Origin of the sequence: Halolamina sp. C58, assembly GCF_051195095.1 — an archaeon.
Taxonomy (GTDB): domain Archaea; phylum Halobacteriota; class Halobacteria; order Halobacteriales; family Haloferacaceae; genus Halolamina.
Map to the genome: position 1 here is coordinate 719,227 of NZ_JBNTJY010000001.1, position 14,541 is coordinate 733,767.

The 14,541-nt window shown below is 69.6% G+C and carries 14 protein-coding genes; 13 read left to right on the forward strand and 1 reads right to left on the reverse strand.

Annotated elements, in window-relative coordinates:
* Positions 1 to 147 precede the first annotated feature (147 nt).
* Complete coding sequence (gene pdxS, locus ACQUSM_RS03770) at positions 148 to 1,056, forward strand: pyridoxal 5'-phosphate synthase lyase subunit PdxS (protein WP_435115876.1); 909 nt, start codon at positions 148 to 150, stop codon at positions 1,054 to 1,056.
* A gap of 652 nt (positions 1,057 to 1,708) precedes the next feature.
* Here pdxS and ACQUSM_RS03775 read toward each other — a convergent pair.
* On the reverse strand, positions 1,709 to 2,179 hold the full coding sequence (locus tag ACQUSM_RS03775; RefSeq protein ID WP_435115878.1) for a DUF5793 family protein: 471 nt from the start codon (positions 2,177 to 2,179) through the stop codon (positions 1,709 to 1,711).
* A 120-nt stretch (positions 2,180 to 2,299) separates the two neighbouring features.
* On the opposite strand from ACQUSM_RS03775, the gene ACQUSM_RS03780 reads away from it, so the two are divergent.
* From ACQUSM_RS03780 to ACQUSM_RS03835, 12 genes are all read left to right on the forward strand, one after another.
* Positions 2,300 to 3,607, forward strand: coding sequence for a PQQ-binding-like beta-propeller repeat protein (locus ACQUSM_RS03780; protein ID WP_435115880.1), 1,308 nt, complete (start codon positions 2,300 to 2,302; stop codon positions 3,605 to 3,607).
* 105 nt (positions 3,608 to 3,712) lie between these two features.
* Positions 3,713 to 4,651 (forward strand): ATP-binding cassette domain-containing protein, encoded by a 939-nt coding sequence (locus ACQUSM_RS03785; protein WP_435115882.1) that lies wholly within the window; start codon positions 3,713 to 3,715, stop codon positions 4,649 to 4,651.
* Complete coding sequence (locus ACQUSM_RS03790) at positions 4,648 to 5,460, forward strand: ABC transporter permease subunit (RefSeq protein ID WP_435115884.1); 813 nt, start codon at positions 4,648 to 4,650, stop codon at positions 5,458 to 5,460. The genes ACQUSM_RS03785 and ACQUSM_RS03790 overlap by 4 nt, the downstream gene beginning before the upstream one ends.
* Positions 5,460 to 5,864, forward strand: coding sequence for a helix-turn-helix domain-containing protein (locus tag ACQUSM_RS03795; protein WP_435115886.1), 405 nt, complete (start codon positions 5,460 to 5,462; stop codon positions 5,862 to 5,864). The genes ACQUSM_RS03790 and ACQUSM_RS03795 overlap by 1 nt, the downstream gene beginning before the upstream one ends.
* Positions 5,861 to 6,163, forward strand: coding sequence for a DUF7521 family protein (locus ACQUSM_RS03800; protein WP_435115888.1), 303 nt, complete (start codon positions 5,861 to 5,863; stop codon positions 6,161 to 6,163). Before ACQUSM_RS03795 ends, ACQUSM_RS03800 begins: the two co-directional genes overlap by 4 nt.
* Positions 6,153 to 6,566: a DUF7521 family protein gene (locus tag ACQUSM_RS03805; RefSeq protein WP_435115890.1), complete on the forward strand. Its 414-nt coding sequence runs from the start codon at positions 6,153 to 6,155 to the stop codon at positions 6,564 to 6,566. The genes ACQUSM_RS03800 and ACQUSM_RS03805 overlap by 11 nt, the downstream gene beginning before the upstream one ends.
* Before the next feature lie 75 nt (positions 6,567 to 6,641).
* Positions 6,642 to 8,297: a type II/IV secretion system ATPase subunit gene (locus ACQUSM_RS03810; protein WP_435115892.1), complete on the forward strand. Its 1,656-nt coding sequence runs from the start codon at positions 6,642 to 6,644 to the stop codon at positions 8,295 to 8,297.
* A gap of 1 nt (position 8,298) precedes the next feature.
* Positions 8,299 to 10,404: a type II secretion system F family protein gene (locus ACQUSM_RS03815; protein WP_435115894.1), complete on the forward strand. Its 2,106-nt coding sequence runs from the start codon at positions 8,299 to 8,301 to the stop codon at positions 10,402 to 10,404.
* A 17-nt stretch (positions 10,405 to 10,421) separates the two neighbouring features.
* Complete coding sequence (locus tag ACQUSM_RS03820) at positions 10,422 to 11,054, forward strand: methyltransferase domain-containing protein (RefSeq protein WP_435115896.1); 633 nt, start codon at positions 10,422 to 10,424, stop codon at positions 11,052 to 11,054.
* Positions 11,055 to 11,099: 45 nt separating this feature from the next.
* Entirely contained in the window at positions 11,100 to 11,801 is a 702-nt protein-coding gene (locus ACQUSM_RS03825) for a competence/damage-inducible protein A (protein WP_435115898.1), read from the forward strand.
* A 259-nt stretch (positions 11,802 to 12,060) separates the two neighbouring features.
* Positions 12,061 to 13,125 carry an ATP-NAD kinase family protein gene (locus ACQUSM_RS03830; RefSeq protein WP_435115900.1) on the forward strand — a complete coding sequence of 355 codons (1,065 nt, stop codon included), beginning with the start codon at positions 12,061 to 12,063 and terminating at the stop codon, positions 13,123 to 13,125.
* Positions 13,126 to 13,200: 75 nt separating this feature from the next.
* Positions 13,201 to 14,466: a hypothetical protein gene (locus tag ACQUSM_RS03835; RefSeq protein ID WP_435115902.1), complete on the forward strand. Its 1,266-nt coding sequence runs from the start codon at positions 13,201 to 13,203 to the stop codon at positions 14,464 to 14,466.
* The last annotated feature ends 75 nt before the right edge of the window (positions 14,467 to 14,541 follow it).

The window sequence follows — 14,541 nt, forward strand, 5'->3', positions numbered from 1 at the left end:
GGGCAGACCGGCAGCGATGGCAAAGGGCTGCCGGTGCCGGTGCGGACAGACCGGCAGCGATGGCAAAGGGCTGCCGGTGCCGGTTCGACTCCCGGCCGAACGGGCCGAAGCCACCCCCCTTAAGTCCCGGCCGCCGCAAGTGAGGGTATGGACGAAGTGGACGACATCGAGGAGCTCAAACGGGGCACCGACCTCGTGAAGCGCGGCTTCGCGAAGATGCAGAAAGGCGGCGTCATCATGGACGTAGTGAACCGCGAGCAGGCCCGGATCGCGGAGGACGCCGGCGCCGTCGCGGTGATGCACCTCGAAGCCGTCCCGGCGGACATCCGCAAGCGCGGCGGCGTCGCCCGGATGGCCAACCCCGCCGAGATCGCGGAGATCACCGACGAGGTGTCGATCCCCGTCATGGGGAAAGTCCGGATCGGCCACCGGAAGGAGGCCGAGATCATGGAGGCCGCCGGCGCGGACATGGTCGACGAGAGCGAGGTGCTCACCCCGGCGGAGGAGGCGTACCACATCGACAAGCGCGACTTCACCGCGCCGTTCGTCTGTGGCGCGCGCAACCTCGGCGAGGCGCTCCGGCGCATCGACGAGGGCGCGGCGATGATCCGCACCAAGGGCGAGGCCGGGACGGGCGACGTGAATCAGGCGGTCCACCACCAGCGCAACATCAAGAGCGCGATCCGCAAGCTGGAGGGGATGAACTACGAGGAACGCGAGATGTGGGCCCGCGAGCACGAGGCGCCGCGTGAACTCGTCCACGAGACCGCCGACCTCGGCCGGCTGCCGGTCGTCAACTTCGCGGCCGGCGGGATCGCGACGCCCGCCGACGCCGCGCTGATGATGTACCACGGCTGTGACGGGATCTTCGTCGGGTCGGGGATCTTCGGCGCGGAGAACCCCGAGAAGATGGGCAGCGCGATCGTCGAGGCGGTGAACAACTGGGACGACCCCGAGGCGCTGCTTTCGATCGCCTCCGACGTGGGCGGCGGCATGAAGGGCGAGTCGAACGTCGACCTGCCCGAGGAGGAGAAGCTCCAGGGCCGCGGGAACTAGTCGGTCTAGGGTTCCGTTTTCGCGGAGCGAGGCGGTGACGTGTACCTGCATTGCGAGTCGACCGTGTTTCGGTTGGCTGCCGCCACAGCATCTCGATCGTTGGCTACTGGGACAGCGACCGCCACAGCATCTCGATCGCTGACCACTTGCGACCGCAGTGCGCCGAACACGAGGTTCGGCGCAGCGCCGATTCCCCACCCCTCCCCCCGCGGCCGGCGACCGTCGCCGGCCGCGAGGCGTCCACTGCCACCGCACCGCGGCGGCGGTGGCGCGCGACGTGAGCAGGGCGAGACCTTCGGTCTCGCTGGCAGTGCGGGCGACGCGTGGGTCGCCCGCACGACGCCTCCGTGCGCGAACGAGCGCGCGAGGGATGAGCGAACGGAGTGAGCGAATCGGCTGGGGAGGTCTGAGGACTGTGCGGGGCGGCACGGTTGCAAGTGGCCTAGCTCACTCCGCGGTCCTGTTCGTGGCCGAAGCAGCAAACACCGTCTCCCCCGTTCCAGAATCCAAAGAACGTTTGAACACCGTATCAAATCCAGAATTTCCACAATGTTCAGAACGCCGTAAATCTCTAAAACGTCAACCCTGCCTACTCACGACAGACTGGAGAGAACACCACTACCGGCTCGCAAAACGCCTCTACCGCAGAAACTCAGAGCTCGACGCCCGGCGGGATGAGGCTCCGCTCCCGCAGGAACTCCCCGTCGGCGTCGTACACGAGGAACGTCTCCTTCTCGTACTCGACCATCTCGTCGCCGTCGATGGAGACGATGACGCGGTAGCCGCCCTCCTCCTCGGCCTCGACGTACGCCCGGGCGGCCTCGATGAACCGCAGCACGTCGTCGGACTCCTCGTTGAGTTCGAGGACGTACTCCCCGGTGACGCGGTTGGTGACGGCGACGACCCCCGGCACCACGTCGTCGGTCCCGAGCTCGTCCTGCAGGCGGAACGCCACGTCGACGTCCTCGCCGTCGAGCAGGTCGCCGTCGGCGTCGCTGAGGCGCTCCCGGAGCGTCTCCCCGGGCCCACTGAAGTCGATCTCGACCAGCGGCTGGGCGGGCTCGCCTCCCTCGGCCGCCCAGTCGACGTTCGTCACGTCCAGCTCGAAGTAGTCGCGCCTCATTCGGTACCCGACAGTTAGCGACGGGCACCTAAAACCGTAACGCCCGTGTGCGTTCGGGAGCCACTCCGATCCCGACCGGCGGCCGGTGGAACGAAGTGTGCACAGGCCGCATCGTGAGCTATGGTCTCCCGCTCCCGTCGCCGCTTCCTCCGGGCGAGCGCCGCCGCAGCCGCGGTCGGCAGCGCGGGCTGTCTCGGCGGATCGAACCCCGCGGAGGCGGCTGCACAGCGCCGGATCGACCACCGAACGACGCCGCCCGCCGAATCGTGGCCGACCGAAGACTACGGCGCGCGGAACACCCGCCACAACCCCGACGCGACCCCGCCGCGGTCGGCACCGGCGACCGAGTGGTCAGTGTCGCTCCCGGGCGTCGTCTCCACGGTGATCGTCGGTCCGGAGTTCGTCTACGCGAGTTCCGAGGACGCGACTGTCGCGGTCGCCCCCGACGGCACCGAGCAGTGGCGCGTCGAGTTCGGCGGCAGCCTCGCGTGGGTCGCGGGCCGGCTGTACGTGAGTGCGGACACGCTGGTCGCGCTCGACGCCGACTCCGGCGAGGAGATCTGGCGTGGGCCCGAGGAGATGGCGCCGGGCTCGGTGTTCGAGTCCAGCGGGACAGTGTACGTCACCGAGCGCGAACGACTCCGGGGGCTCCACGCCGACTCCGGCGCGGAGCGCTGGCGGATCGACACCGATCGCTACCCCCGGCTCGTCGCCAACGACGGCCGGGTCGCGGTCGTGACCGGCGAACGGCTGCGCTTCTTCGAACCCGGCGAGGTCGAAGACGGCCTGCTCCGGGAGCCGGCGCCCCGGGTCGTCGAGACGCTGGAGCCGGGCTGGTACCCGGAGATCGTCTCGGCGGCGCTGGTCGACGGCGCGTTCTACCTCGGCCAGTTCGGGGACAGCGTCGCCGACCTGCACGCGACAGCCCGACAGTTCCACCTCATGACCGACGACGAACGCTGGGTGACGCCGTACGACTGGAGCGGCGTGAGCGCGCTCGCGGTCGACGACGAGCGCGTCTACGGCGTTCCCTACCACGCGACGCTCGATCCGCTGGAGTCCTCGGTGGTCGCGCTGGATCGGGAGACGGGGACCGAGCAGTGGCACGACGACGGCGAACTGCTCGGCACACCAGCTGTCGGCGGTGGGGTGGTCGTCGCCGGCGGCGCCCACCCGGGCTCACCGAGCGTCTGCGTCTCCGAAGGCGGGGAGGAGTCGGCCGGGACCCCGGCGGAGACGACAACCGACGAGACGTGTTCGGAGGGCGAGCCGACGGCCGAGTCGGGCGTGCTCCGCGCGTTCGACGCCGCGAGCGGCGAACGACTGTGGACGGTCGAGCCCGGCGCGTCCAACGGGAGCTACCCGATCGCGCTGGTCGGCGATCGCGTCTACTACGGCGACGCCGCGGGCCTCCACGCGCTCGGCTGACTTTGCGCGGCGTAATCACCGGGAACGGTGTCGAGGCTCGCGGTTTCTGGTTCTGAAACCGTGCGGCCCGGGTTATGGGGCCGGCGCCACGAGTCGACGGTAACGATGGCAGCGATCGAAACGCGCGACCTCACGAAGCGCTACGGCGACGTAGTGGCGCTCGACGGCCTCGATCTCACGGTCCGGGAGGGGGAGGTGTTCGGCTTCCTCGGCCCGAACGGCGCCGGGAAGTCGACGGCGATCAACGTCCTGCTGGGACTGTTGACGCCGACGGCGGGGAGCGGACGCGTCCTCGGCCACGACGTCGAGTCCGAGTCACGCGAGCTCCGCCGTCGGATCGGTATCTTCCCCGAGGGGTACAACACGTACGACCGACTGACTGCGAGGGAGCACCTCGACTACGCGATCGCGGCGAAAGACGCCGCCGACGACCCCGACGCGCTGCTCGACCGGACCGGTTTGGACCCGGAAGCGCGGGACCGCCGGGCCGGCGGGTACTCGAAGGGGATGCGACAGCGACTCGCGCTGGCGATCGCGCTGGTCGGCGACCCCGACCTGCTGATCCTCGACGAGCCCTCTTCCGGGCTGGACCCCTCGGGGATGGCGGACGTCCGCAAGCTGGTCCGCGAAGAGGCCGCCGCCGGCACGACGGTGTTCTTCTCCAGTCACCTCCTCCCGGCGGTCGAGGCGGTCTGTGACCGGGTCGGAATCCTGCGTGCGGGCCGGCTCGCGACGGTCGACACCGTCAACGGACTCCGAGAGACGCTCCGGACCGAGTCGACGGTGACGCTCCGGGTCGACGCCGAGCCCGAGGTCGATCTCCTCGACGTGCCGGGCGTCTCGGCGGCCACGACGGCCGGCTCGGAGCTGCGAGTGACCTGCACGGAGCCGGCCGCCAAGGCGGCGGTGATCAGCCGCGTCGCCGCGGCGACGACGGTCCGGGACGTGACGATCGACGACGCGTCGCTCGACGACCTGTTCGAGACGGTCACGGCGGCCGACGGCGAACCCCTCGACGGCCGCGCGCCGGAGGTGGAGGCGTGACGGGGAGCGTGCTCAGGATCGCCCGCCACGACTTCCTGACCGTCCGCCGATCACGGCTGCTCTGGGGCGTCGTCGGCGCCTACGCGCTGTTCACCGTTCTGCTCGTGGTCTCCGGGGCGACGAGCGACATCACGAGTGCGACCCAACTGCTCGTGGGCGTCACGAGCGTCACCGCCGTTGTGCTCCCCGTCGTCGGCATCGTCGCCGGCTACCTCGCGATCGCCGGGGAGCGGGAGGACGGGACGATCACGTTCCGGCTCGGCCTCCCCGACAGCCGCCTCGCCGTCGTCGCTGGGAAGCTCCTGTCCCGCGGGGCGACCGTCGTGCTGGGTCTCGGCGCCGGATTCGCGGTCGCGCTCGGGCTGTCGGTCGTCATGTTCGGCTCGGTCGACGCCGGCGTCTTCGGTCGGTTCGTCGCGATCTCGACGGTGTTCGCGCTCGCCAACGCCGCGGTCGCGGTGGGGCTGTCCGCACTCGCCGCATCGCGGGCCCGGGCGATGAGTCTCGCGGCGGGGTTCTACGTCGTCGGCGACGTGCTGTGGCTGGTCGGGAGCAGCTACCTCGTCGACGCCGTCGAGACGGTCGGCGGCGCCGTCGGGCTCACGGTGTCCGCGCGTGACGCCGCACTCGTCACCGCGCTCAGCCCGGTGGGCGCGTATCTGGAAGCGATGGAGTTGGCGTTCGCGCCCGTCGAAGCCGCCCGCGCCGCCGACGCAGTCCCGTGGTTCGGGCTCGGGATGCTGCTCCTGTGGGGCGCCGTCGTCCCCGCGGTCGGCTACTGGCGGTTCCGGACGGCCGAGTTGGCCTGATGCCCCGATCGTCGCCGGGTATGTCGGGTGATTTAACAGACGACGCCGACAGCTTCCGGAGGATGGACGAGGAGGAGCTGGCGGCGATCGCCTCGTTGATCGAGGACGAGTACGCCAGATCCATCCTCCGCCACACGAGCGAACAGCCCCTCTCCGCCACCGAACTGATGGACCGTTGTGACGCCTCGAAAGCGACCACGTACCGACGTATCGACCGACTGCGGGAACACGACCTGCTGGAGAGCTACCAGGAGTACGATCCGGACGGCCACCACTACGAGGTGTACGCGGCGACGCTGGAGGAGTTCAGCGTCCGTCTCGACGACGGCGAGTTCGTCGTCGAGCTCGACCGGACCCGTGACCCCGCCGACCGCATGACCGACCTGCTCAACCAACTCAGATGATCCCGCTCCAGCTCACCGAACTCGGCGCCGCCACCGGCGTCCTGTTCTTCGTCGGATCGGTCGTCTCGATCGTCGTCGGCGGCGTCGTCGGCTACCGGGCGCTCCGTGGCTACCGACGGACCGAACAGCGGTCGCTCCTGCTGTTCGGCGTGGGGCTCCTGCTGTTGGTCTCGGTCTCCAAGCTCGTCAACATCGTCCTCTCGTCGACGCTGTCGTCGACGGCGCTGATCGGCCCGGCGACCGAACTGTGCCGCCTCGCCGGCGCGGCCGTCCTCACCTACGCAATCTATGACCGCTGAACACACAGCCGACGACCGGTTCGCCCCCCGGAGCACCCGACGGCACCGACCCGTCGGCGCCGCGTTCAGCCCGGCGCTCGCCCCGCTTCAGGGCGTCTCCGTCGAACAGGGCGCCACCTCGCCGGTCGAGACCGTCCTCCTGCTCGCCCTCGTGGCGATCGGGGCGCTGCTCACTTATCAGGCGATCCGCGGCTACCGTCGAAACGACGACCGCTCGATGCTGCTGTTCGGGGCGGGCCTGTTCCTGTTGACGGTGGGTCACGCGGCGCTCAAACTGCTCCTGCCGGTCGTCGTCCCCCTCGTCGCGGCCGACAGCCCGGCGGTCGTCTTCGCGGTCGCGTCGACGAGTCAGGCCGTGGACGTCGTGGGGCTCGTCGCGATCTTCTACGCGATACTCCGCTGAGTCGGCGGGTCCGCGCGGGGTCGCGGCGGGCGCACATATTTAAGTCCGGCCGGCCGGTAGCCAGGATAGCTACGGATGTCGGGGGAGTTCATCGACGGGGCGGATCTCGGGGACACGCTCTCGGACCTCAAGCGACGCATCTCCCGGACCGTGGAGATGCTCCGGGGCTCCGAGCTCGAGACCCGTCCGTTCCGCCCCGGCGAGGACGGTCCCTTGGCCTCCTTCGACGTGCCCGAGGGACACGAGGAGGTCGACCGCTACTGGGTGAACGCGCCGTACGCCTACGTGGTGATCACGCACGACCCGGAGGCCAGCGAACACCAGTACTACGCGGTCGAGCCCGACCTCGACGAGTTCGAGACGCTGCTGCTGCGCCGGGTCGTCGAGGACATCCGCGATCCGCTACTGTACCGCGCGGCCCGCACCGAGGCCGACGAGGAGACGCTGCGCGAGGAGCTCTCGGGGCTGCTCGAGCAGTACGGCGTCGACGCCGGGATGGGGACGTTCCACGCGCTGCTGTACTACCTCCTCCGGGACTTCCGCGGGTTCGGGAAGGTCGACCCGCTGCTCAACGACCGCCACATCGAGGACATCTCGTGTGACGGCTACGACCTCCCGATCTTCGTCTACCACGACGACTACACCGACATCGAGACGAACGTCTCCTTCGAGGCGGAGGCGCTGGACAACTACGTGATCCGGCTGGCCCAGCAGTCCGGCCGCCACATCTCCGTCGGCGACCCCATCGTCGAGACCACCCTGCCCGACGGCTCCCGCGCCGAACTCGCGCTGGGGGAGGAAGTGACCCCGCGGGGCTCGGCCTTTACGATCCGCCAGTACGCCGAGGAGCCGTTCACGCCGATCGACCTGATCAAGTACGACACGTTCACGATCGGCGAGATGGCGTACTTCTGGCTCTGCATCGAGCACAACAAGTCGCTCATCTTCGCCGGCGGGACCGCGTCGGGGAAGACCACGTCGATGAACGCCGTCTCCATGTTCATCCCGCCGCGGGCGAAGGTGCTCACCATCGAGGACACCCGCGAGCTCTCGCTGTACCACGACAACTGGCTCTCCTCGGTCACCCGCGAGCGGCTGGACGAGGGGACCGACATCGACATGTACGACCTGCTGCGGTCGGCGCTGCGCCACCGCCCGGAGTACATCGTCGTCGGCGAGGTGCGCGGGGCGGAGGCGGTCACGCTGTTCCAAGCGATGAACACCGGCCACACGACGTTCTCGACGATGCACGCCGACTCGATCGAGACGGTGATCAACCGACTCGAGAACGAGCCGATCAACGTCCCCCGTGCGATGGTTCAGAGCCTCGACATGATCTCGATCCAGGTGCTGACTCGCAAAGGCGAGGAGCGCGTTCGCCGCGCGAAGACGATCGGCGAGATCGGCGGCATCGACCAGCGGACGGGCGAGCTCGACTACTCCGCGGCGTTCACGTGGGAGGCCGACTCCGACACGGTGCGCCGGCAGGACTCCTCGCTGCTGGAGGAGATTCAGGACGAACGGGGCTGGAGTCGGTCCGAACTGCTCTCGGAGATCCGCGACCGCGAGCGGTTCCTCGAGTTCCTCCTCAAGCGCGGTATCACCGACTACCGGGCGTTCACGGCGCTGATCAACGAGTACTACGCCCACCCCGAGCGCGTGATGGAACGGGTCGAGAGCGCCGACGTGGAGCTCTCGGCGGGCGACGAGCTCGCCGACACGGTGGAGTGAGATGCTGTGGGTGCTGCCGCTGTTGTTCGCCGCCGCGCTGCTGGCGCCGCTGCTGGCCGACCAGGTGAGTCAGGGGACGAACCTGGTGATCTCTCGGGTGTCGCTCTCGCTGTTCGGCGACTACGTCGCCAACGAGAGCCCGCGCAAGCAGGACCAGCAGTCCCGGCTACGGGCCGCCCACGTCGAGACCACCCACCGCGTCTACGCCGCACGGACGCTGCTGTACAGCCTGCTGCTCGGGGTCAGCGGCAGCATCCTCGGTGTCTACGCCGCCGCGGTGCTGCTCTGGGTGCTCCGAATCAGCGGCGACACCGTCCGCGCACAGCTGCCGACCGCGCTGGCGTTCCTCTCGGATCTGACCCGGGTGACCGAGCTCGGGCTCACGAACCTGTTCGTGCTGGTGTTCGTCTCCAGCGCGACCGTCGGCACCGCGCTCGCGTTCGGCACCTACTACTTTCGGTGGGCGATGCTGGACGAGAAGGCCGACACCCGCGCCAGCGAGATCGAGGCGACGCTCCCCCGGACGATCGCGTTCATCTACGCGCTCTCCCGCTCGGGGATGGCGTTCCCCGCGATCCTCGACACGCTGACCCGTAACCGCGACGTGTACGGCGAGGCGGCCGTCGAGATCGGCGTCGCCGTCCGGGACATGAACACGTTCGGGACCGACGTGCTGAGCGCGCTGGACCGGATGGCCGACCGCACGCCCAGCGAGGGGATGGAGGAGTTCGGCGAGAACCTCGCCTCGGTGCTCGGCTCGGGGCAGTCGCTCTCGAACTTCCTCAAGGATCAGTACGATCGCTACCAGGAGGAGGCCGAGGCCCAGCAGCGCCAGTACCTCGACCTGCTGTCGACGTTCGCGGAGGCGTACGTCACGGTGCTGGTGGCGGGGCCGCTGTTCCTGATCACGATCCTCGTCGTGATCGGGCTGGTGTTACAGGAGACGCTCGACCTCCTGCGGGTGGTTGTGTATCTCGGCATCCCGCTGTCGAGCCTCGCCTTTATCGCCTACATCGACAGTTCGACGAAGACGATCAGCGAGACGTTGGGACAGGAGCGTGCCGAGATCCCCTCGATCGAGATCAGCGGGATCACCGACATCCCCGACGCGATGCTGACCGACGGCGGACAGGCGTCGGCGGAGGGCGTCGCCGACGAGTGGGCGGCGAGCCGCGAGCGCCTCGAACTGTACACGAGGTTCGAGAGGGTCCTCGGGTGGCTCCGCAGCCCCGGCGAGTTGGTGCTCCGCAACCCCGGGTACAGCTTCGTCGTCACGGTCCCGATCGGGCTCTGGTGGGTCGGCGTCCGGTCGGGCGCGGTGCCGCTCTCGCCGCTCGCGGCGCTCCGGACGATCGACACGCCGGTCGTCGAGGCGATCCTGTTCGCGACGGGCGTGTTCGCGCTGCTGTACGAGATCAACAAGCGGCGGGTGAAGGCGATCGAGCGGGTGATCCCGGACTTCCTCGACCGGCTCGCGAGCATCAACGACGCCGGCGTGAGCATCGTCCAGAGCATCGAGCGGCTCACGCGCTCCGATCTCGACGCGCTGAGCCCGGAGCTCCGGCGGGCGTGGGAGGACGTGCGCTGGGGCGCCGACGTGCGCGCCGCGTTCCGCCGGATGGAGCGCCGGATCGACTCGCCGATGATGACCCGCGCGACGGTGTTGATCACCAACGCGATGACCGCCAGCGGGGAGATCGCGCCCGTACTGGAGATCGCGGCCGACGAGGCGCGCGCGAGCCGCCGGCTCCAGCGCGAGCGCCGACAGGAGATGCTGACGTACCTGATGGTGATCTACATCTCCTTCTTCGTGTTCATCGGTATCGTGTTCGCGCTCTCGTCGTCGTTCATCCCGGCGATCGACAACGCGAACCTCGGCGGCGCCAGCGGGGGCGGGCTCCCCGGCGGCGTCTCCTCCAGCGTGTTCGCCGGGCTGGGGAGCGTCGACACCGCCGCCTACACCCTGCTGTTCTACCACGCCGCCGTGATGCAGGCGATCTTCTCGGGGCTGGTCGCGGGCCAGCTCGGTGAAGGTAGTCTCGCCGACGGCGCGAAACACGTCGTCGTCCTGCTGACGCTGACCGTGATCGCGTTCCTCTTCCTGTAGGCGTCCGTTCCCGAACCATGTCCCACGCCGGCCACACGTACGACCGTATCGCCGCCCACTTCTCGAAGACTCGCGAGCACGCGTGGCCGGAGATCGAGTCGTTCCTCGACGGCCGGACGGGCGAACTCGGGCTGGATCTCGGCTGCGGGAACGGCCGCCACGCCGAGGTGCTCGCCGCCCACACCGAGCGCGTCGTCGGCGTCGACGCCAGCACGGGCCTGCTCGCCGAGGCGGCCGACCGCGCCGCGGAACGCGGTTTCGACGCCGACCTCGTCGCGGGCGACGCCGCGACGATCCCGCTCCGGACCGACACCGTGGATCTCGCGGTGTACGTCGCGACGCTGCACCACCTCCGGCCCCGTGAGCGCCGCGTGGGGAGCCTCGACGAACTGGCTCGCGTGCTCGCACCCGGGGGCCGCGCGCTCGTGAGCGCGTGGAGCACCGAACACGACCGGTTCGCCGAGGAGGAGACCGACGGCTCGGGGCTGGACACGGAGATCGACTGGACGCTGCCCGGCGGCGAGACGGTCGGTCGATACTACCACGTCTACGACCCCGCCGAGTTCGAGGCGGACCTGCGGGCGAGCGATCTGGAGCTGCTGGAGTGGGAGCTCTCCAGCGGGAACTGCTACGCGGTCGTTGGGCCGTAGCCGCCGCCGTCGCGCTTTTCCCCCGCTCGCGCGTACCGCCGACAAATGGACGCTGCCATCGTGACCGTCGGCGACGAACTACTCACCGGCGACACCGAGAACACGAACGCGACGTGGCTCTGTGCCCGCCTCGACGACCGCGGGGTCGACGTGGAGCGCGTCACCACCGTCCCGGACCGCGTCTCGGACATCGCCCGCGTCGTGAACGAGTACCACGCCGAGTACGACGCCGTGATCGTCACCGGCGGACTCGGTCCGACCCACGACGACGTGACGATGGAGGCGGTCGCCGCCGCGTTCGGCCGCGAGGTGGAACTGCACGACGAGGCCGTGACGTGGCTCCGCGAGGAGGGCGGCTACGCGGCCGACGACCTCGCGACCGGCACCGCCGAGCTCCCCGTCGGCGCGCGGCCGCTGCACAACACCGAGGGCGTGGCCCCGGGCGCCGTCGTCGAGTCCTGCTACGTGCTCCCGGGCGTCCCCGCGGAGATGCAGGCGATGTTCGCCAGCGTCGCCGGGGAGTTCGACGGCGAACGAACGTACAGCGAGACCGTCGAGACCCCCGAGCCCGAGAGCGCGCTGCTCGACCGGCTCTCGGAGGTACAGGACCGCTTCGACGTGAGCGTCGGCTCCTACCCCGGGGAGACGGTGACGGTGAAACTCACCGCGACCGAACCCGAGACCGCCCGCCGGGCGGCCGAGTGGCTGGCCGACCACGTCGAGCCCGTCGAAGGAGACGGGTCGTAACTACCGGTAGAACGCCAGCGTCCACGCCGCCGTCAGCGCGATCGCGAGCACGAGTCCGACGGCGCCGGTCAGCGCCGGATCCAGCGAGACGCCCTCGACTGCCGTAGCCTGAAGCATACCCCCGCGTTCGACTGGCCGGCGCTTAGCTCTGGTGGTCGGTCGCCGTCGACGAAGACGAGTCCCCGACTCGTCTGCTCGCGAGCACCGCTCTCGTGAACGTCTCCGCGGCCGTTTTCCCCCTGCCCGCCGAAGCCGAGGTATGCACGTAGGTTTCGTTCTCAACCCCATCGCGGGGATGGGCGGCCGCGTGGGCCTGAAGGGGACCGACGGGAAGGTCGCCGAGGCCCGCGCCCGCGGCGCGGAGCCGCGCGCCCCCGACCGCGCCGAGCGCGCGCTGGCCGAACTCCGGGATCGCCTGCCGGACAGCGAAATCGCGACGTGGGGCGAGCCGATGGGCGAGGAGGCGGTCCGCGCGGCGGGGTTCGAGCCCGACGTGCTCGGCCGGCCGGACGGCGAGGAAACGGGGCCCGCGGACACCAGCGCGGCCGTCGCGGCGTTCGTCGACGCCGGCGTCGATGTAGTGTTGTTCGGCGGCGGCGACGGCACGGCCGCGGACGTGGCCGAGGCACTGGAGGGGACGGACACGCCGATGCTCGGCATCCCCGCCGGCGTGAAAGTGTACTCCTCGGTGTTCGCGGTGTCGCCGGAGGACGCCGCCTACATCCTTGCGAGCTACGAACGCACCGAACGCCGCGAGGTGATGGACATCGACGAGGACGAGTACCGCGAGGGCGAGGTGAACCCCGAACTCCGGGCGGTCGCACGGGTGCCCGTCGCGGAGGCGATGCAGTCCTCCAAGCAGTTGGGCGGGGGCACCGTCGACGCGCTCGCCGAAGGTGTCGCCGACGACATCCGCGCCGAGCCCGGGAAGACGTACGTGCTCGGCCCGGGATCGACCGTCGGAACGATCAAAGAAGAACTCGGCTTCGAGGGCTCGCCCATCGGCGTCGACGTGTGGCGCGACGGCGAGGTTGTCGCGAGAGACGCGGCGGAGTCGGAGATCCTCGACGCGCTGGGCGAGGAGAACGTGATCGTCGTCTCGCCGATCGGCGGGCAGGGGTTCGTGTTCGGCCGCGGGAACCCCCAGCTCTCCCCGGACGTGATCCGGCAGTGTGACGTGACGATCGTCGCCTCGCGGGCGAAGCTCGACGGCGTGAACGTGCTCCGAGCGGACACGGACGATCCGGAACTGGACGAGGAGCTTCAGGGCTGGTGGAAAGTCCGGGTTGGGAAGTTCGAGACGCGGATGATGAAGCTCGTCTGAGCCGGCAGAAGTGATTAGTCGCTGACTGGTGAACGGGGAACCGATGGCCGATCGCCCGCCACGGTGGTGGTGGCCGTGAGCCGCCACGCCGCCGCGACCCTCCTGACGGCCGTGCTGCTCGTGGTTGCCGGCTGTAGCGCGCCGACCGCGACCCACACGCCGAACGCCGGGCCGGAAACAGCGTCGCCCACCGAACCTCGTTCGCCGACCCCGACGCCGACTGCATCGCCCGCTTCGACCGCCACATCGACCGACGCGCCGATGCCGACCGCCACGCCCACGCCGGAAGGCGGCGTGACGGTGTACGGCGATCTGCCGGTGAACGCGACGCTGGTCTGGGAGCGCGTCGAGTCGATGCTTGGCGGCGAGTACGACGAGCCGACGGTCGCGGTGACCGACGCCGGGCTGGTGGGGCAGACGGACTCCTTCGCCGCCCACCTCGGCCTGTCCGCGGGGAAGGAGCGGTTCCGTGCAGGGCAGGTCGGCGGGAGCTACCGCCACCGGCCGGAACAGGTCCGAATCGTTCCGAGGAACGGCTCGGACGCACAGATCGCCCGCGTCCTCGCTCACGAGTACGTCCACGCGATCCAGTACCAGACCGAGTTCGTCAACCGGAGCAGCACGCGCGAGGGGTTCTGGATCTCCTGGTCGCTGATCGAGGGGAGCGCGTCGTACGTCGCCGACGCCTACGCCCGGGAGTATCTCGGGTTCTCCTCGCTCGACCGACGGTGTGAGCGCTATCGGGAGGGCTCCCCCTACGCCCGCTACGTGGACCAGATCTACTGTCCCGGCGGCCGGTACTTCGACCAAACGCTGGAGTCGCCGAACGCGCTCCTGTCGCCGAACACCACGCTGCCGAACACCACCGAACAACTGCTCCACCCCGGGACGAACGACCCGCCCGCGAACCTCACCGTCGTCGACGAGACGCCGATCGACTGGTCCACGCCGAGCGCGTTCGACCGCGAGGGCGAACTGTTCGTCCGGACGGTGTTGGGGACCGAACTCCGGGAGGACCGAGCGATCGAGGCCGCAGACGGTTGGGGGAACGACCGCGTCGTTCGCGTGAGCCGCGAGACGGAGGGGTACGTCTGGGTGCTTCGGTGGGACACTGCTGCGGACGCAACGGAGTTCGAGACCGCGTTCGCGGACTACCTCGACGCTCTCGGGAACCGGACTAGTGAGGTCTGGACCGCCGGGGACGAGCGGTACCGACTGTCGACCGTCGACAACCGGACGGTCGCCGTCGTCACGGGGAACGAGTCGTTCGTCGACGCGGTGTCGGTCACCGAACGGGAGGGGAACGTGACGGTCTCCGGCGGCGACCGTTACCGGGAGTGAGGAACCGGTAGCCGGACCGGTCCCCGAAGGTATTTATTTCTTCCATTTACTACATGATTCATGGTCGGGCTCCCT

Excerpts from the sequence above, each read along its gene's own strand:
- pdxS (WP_435115876.1), top strand. The coding sequence starts at position 148 with ATGGACGAAGTGGACGACATCGAGGAGCTCAAACGGGGCACCGACCTC.
- ACQUSM_RS03775 (WP_435115878.1), bottom strand. The coding sequence starts at position 2,179 with ATGAGGCGCGACTACTTCGAGCTGGACGTGACGAACGTCGACTGGGCG.
- ACQUSM_RS03780 (WP_435115880.1), top strand. The coding sequence starts at position 2,300 with ATGGTCTCCCGCTCCCGTCGCCGCTTCCTCCGGGCGAGCGCCGCCGCA.
- ACQUSM_RS03785 (WP_435115882.1), top strand. The coding sequence starts at position 3,713 with ATGGCAGCGATCGAAACGCGCGACCTCACGAAGCGCTACGGCGACGTA.
- ACQUSM_RS03795 (WP_435115886.1), top strand. The coding sequence starts at position 5,460 with ATGCCCCGATCGTCGCCGGGTATGTCGGGTGATTTAACAGACGACGCC.
- ACQUSM_RS03800 (WP_435115888.1), top strand. The coding sequence starts at position 5,861 with ATGATCCCGCTCCAGCTCACCGAACTCGGCGCCGCCACCGGCGTCCTG.
- ACQUSM_RS03805 (WP_435115890.1), top strand. The coding sequence starts at position 6,153 with ATGACCGCTGAACACACAGCCGACGACCGGTTCGCCCCCCGGAGCACC.
- ACQUSM_RS03810 (WP_435115892.1), top strand. The coding sequence starts at position 6,642 with ATGTCGGGGGAGTTCATCGACGGGGCGGATCTCGGGGACACGCTCTCG.
- ACQUSM_RS03815 (WP_435115894.1), top strand. The coding sequence starts at position 8,299 with ATGCTGTGGGTGCTGCCGCTGTTGTTCGCCGCCGCGCTGCTGGCGCCG.
- ACQUSM_RS03820 (WP_435115896.1), top strand. The coding sequence starts at position 10,422 with ATGTCCCACGCCGGCCACACGTACGACCGTATCGCCGCCCACTTCTCG.
- ACQUSM_RS03825 (WP_435115898.1), top strand. The coding sequence starts at position 11,100 with ATGGACGCTGCCATCGTGACCGTCGGCGACGAACTACTCACCGGCGAC.
- ACQUSM_RS03830 (WP_435115900.1), top strand. The coding sequence starts at position 12,061 with ATGCACGTAGGTTTCGTTCTCAACCCCATCGCGGGGATGGGCGGCCGC.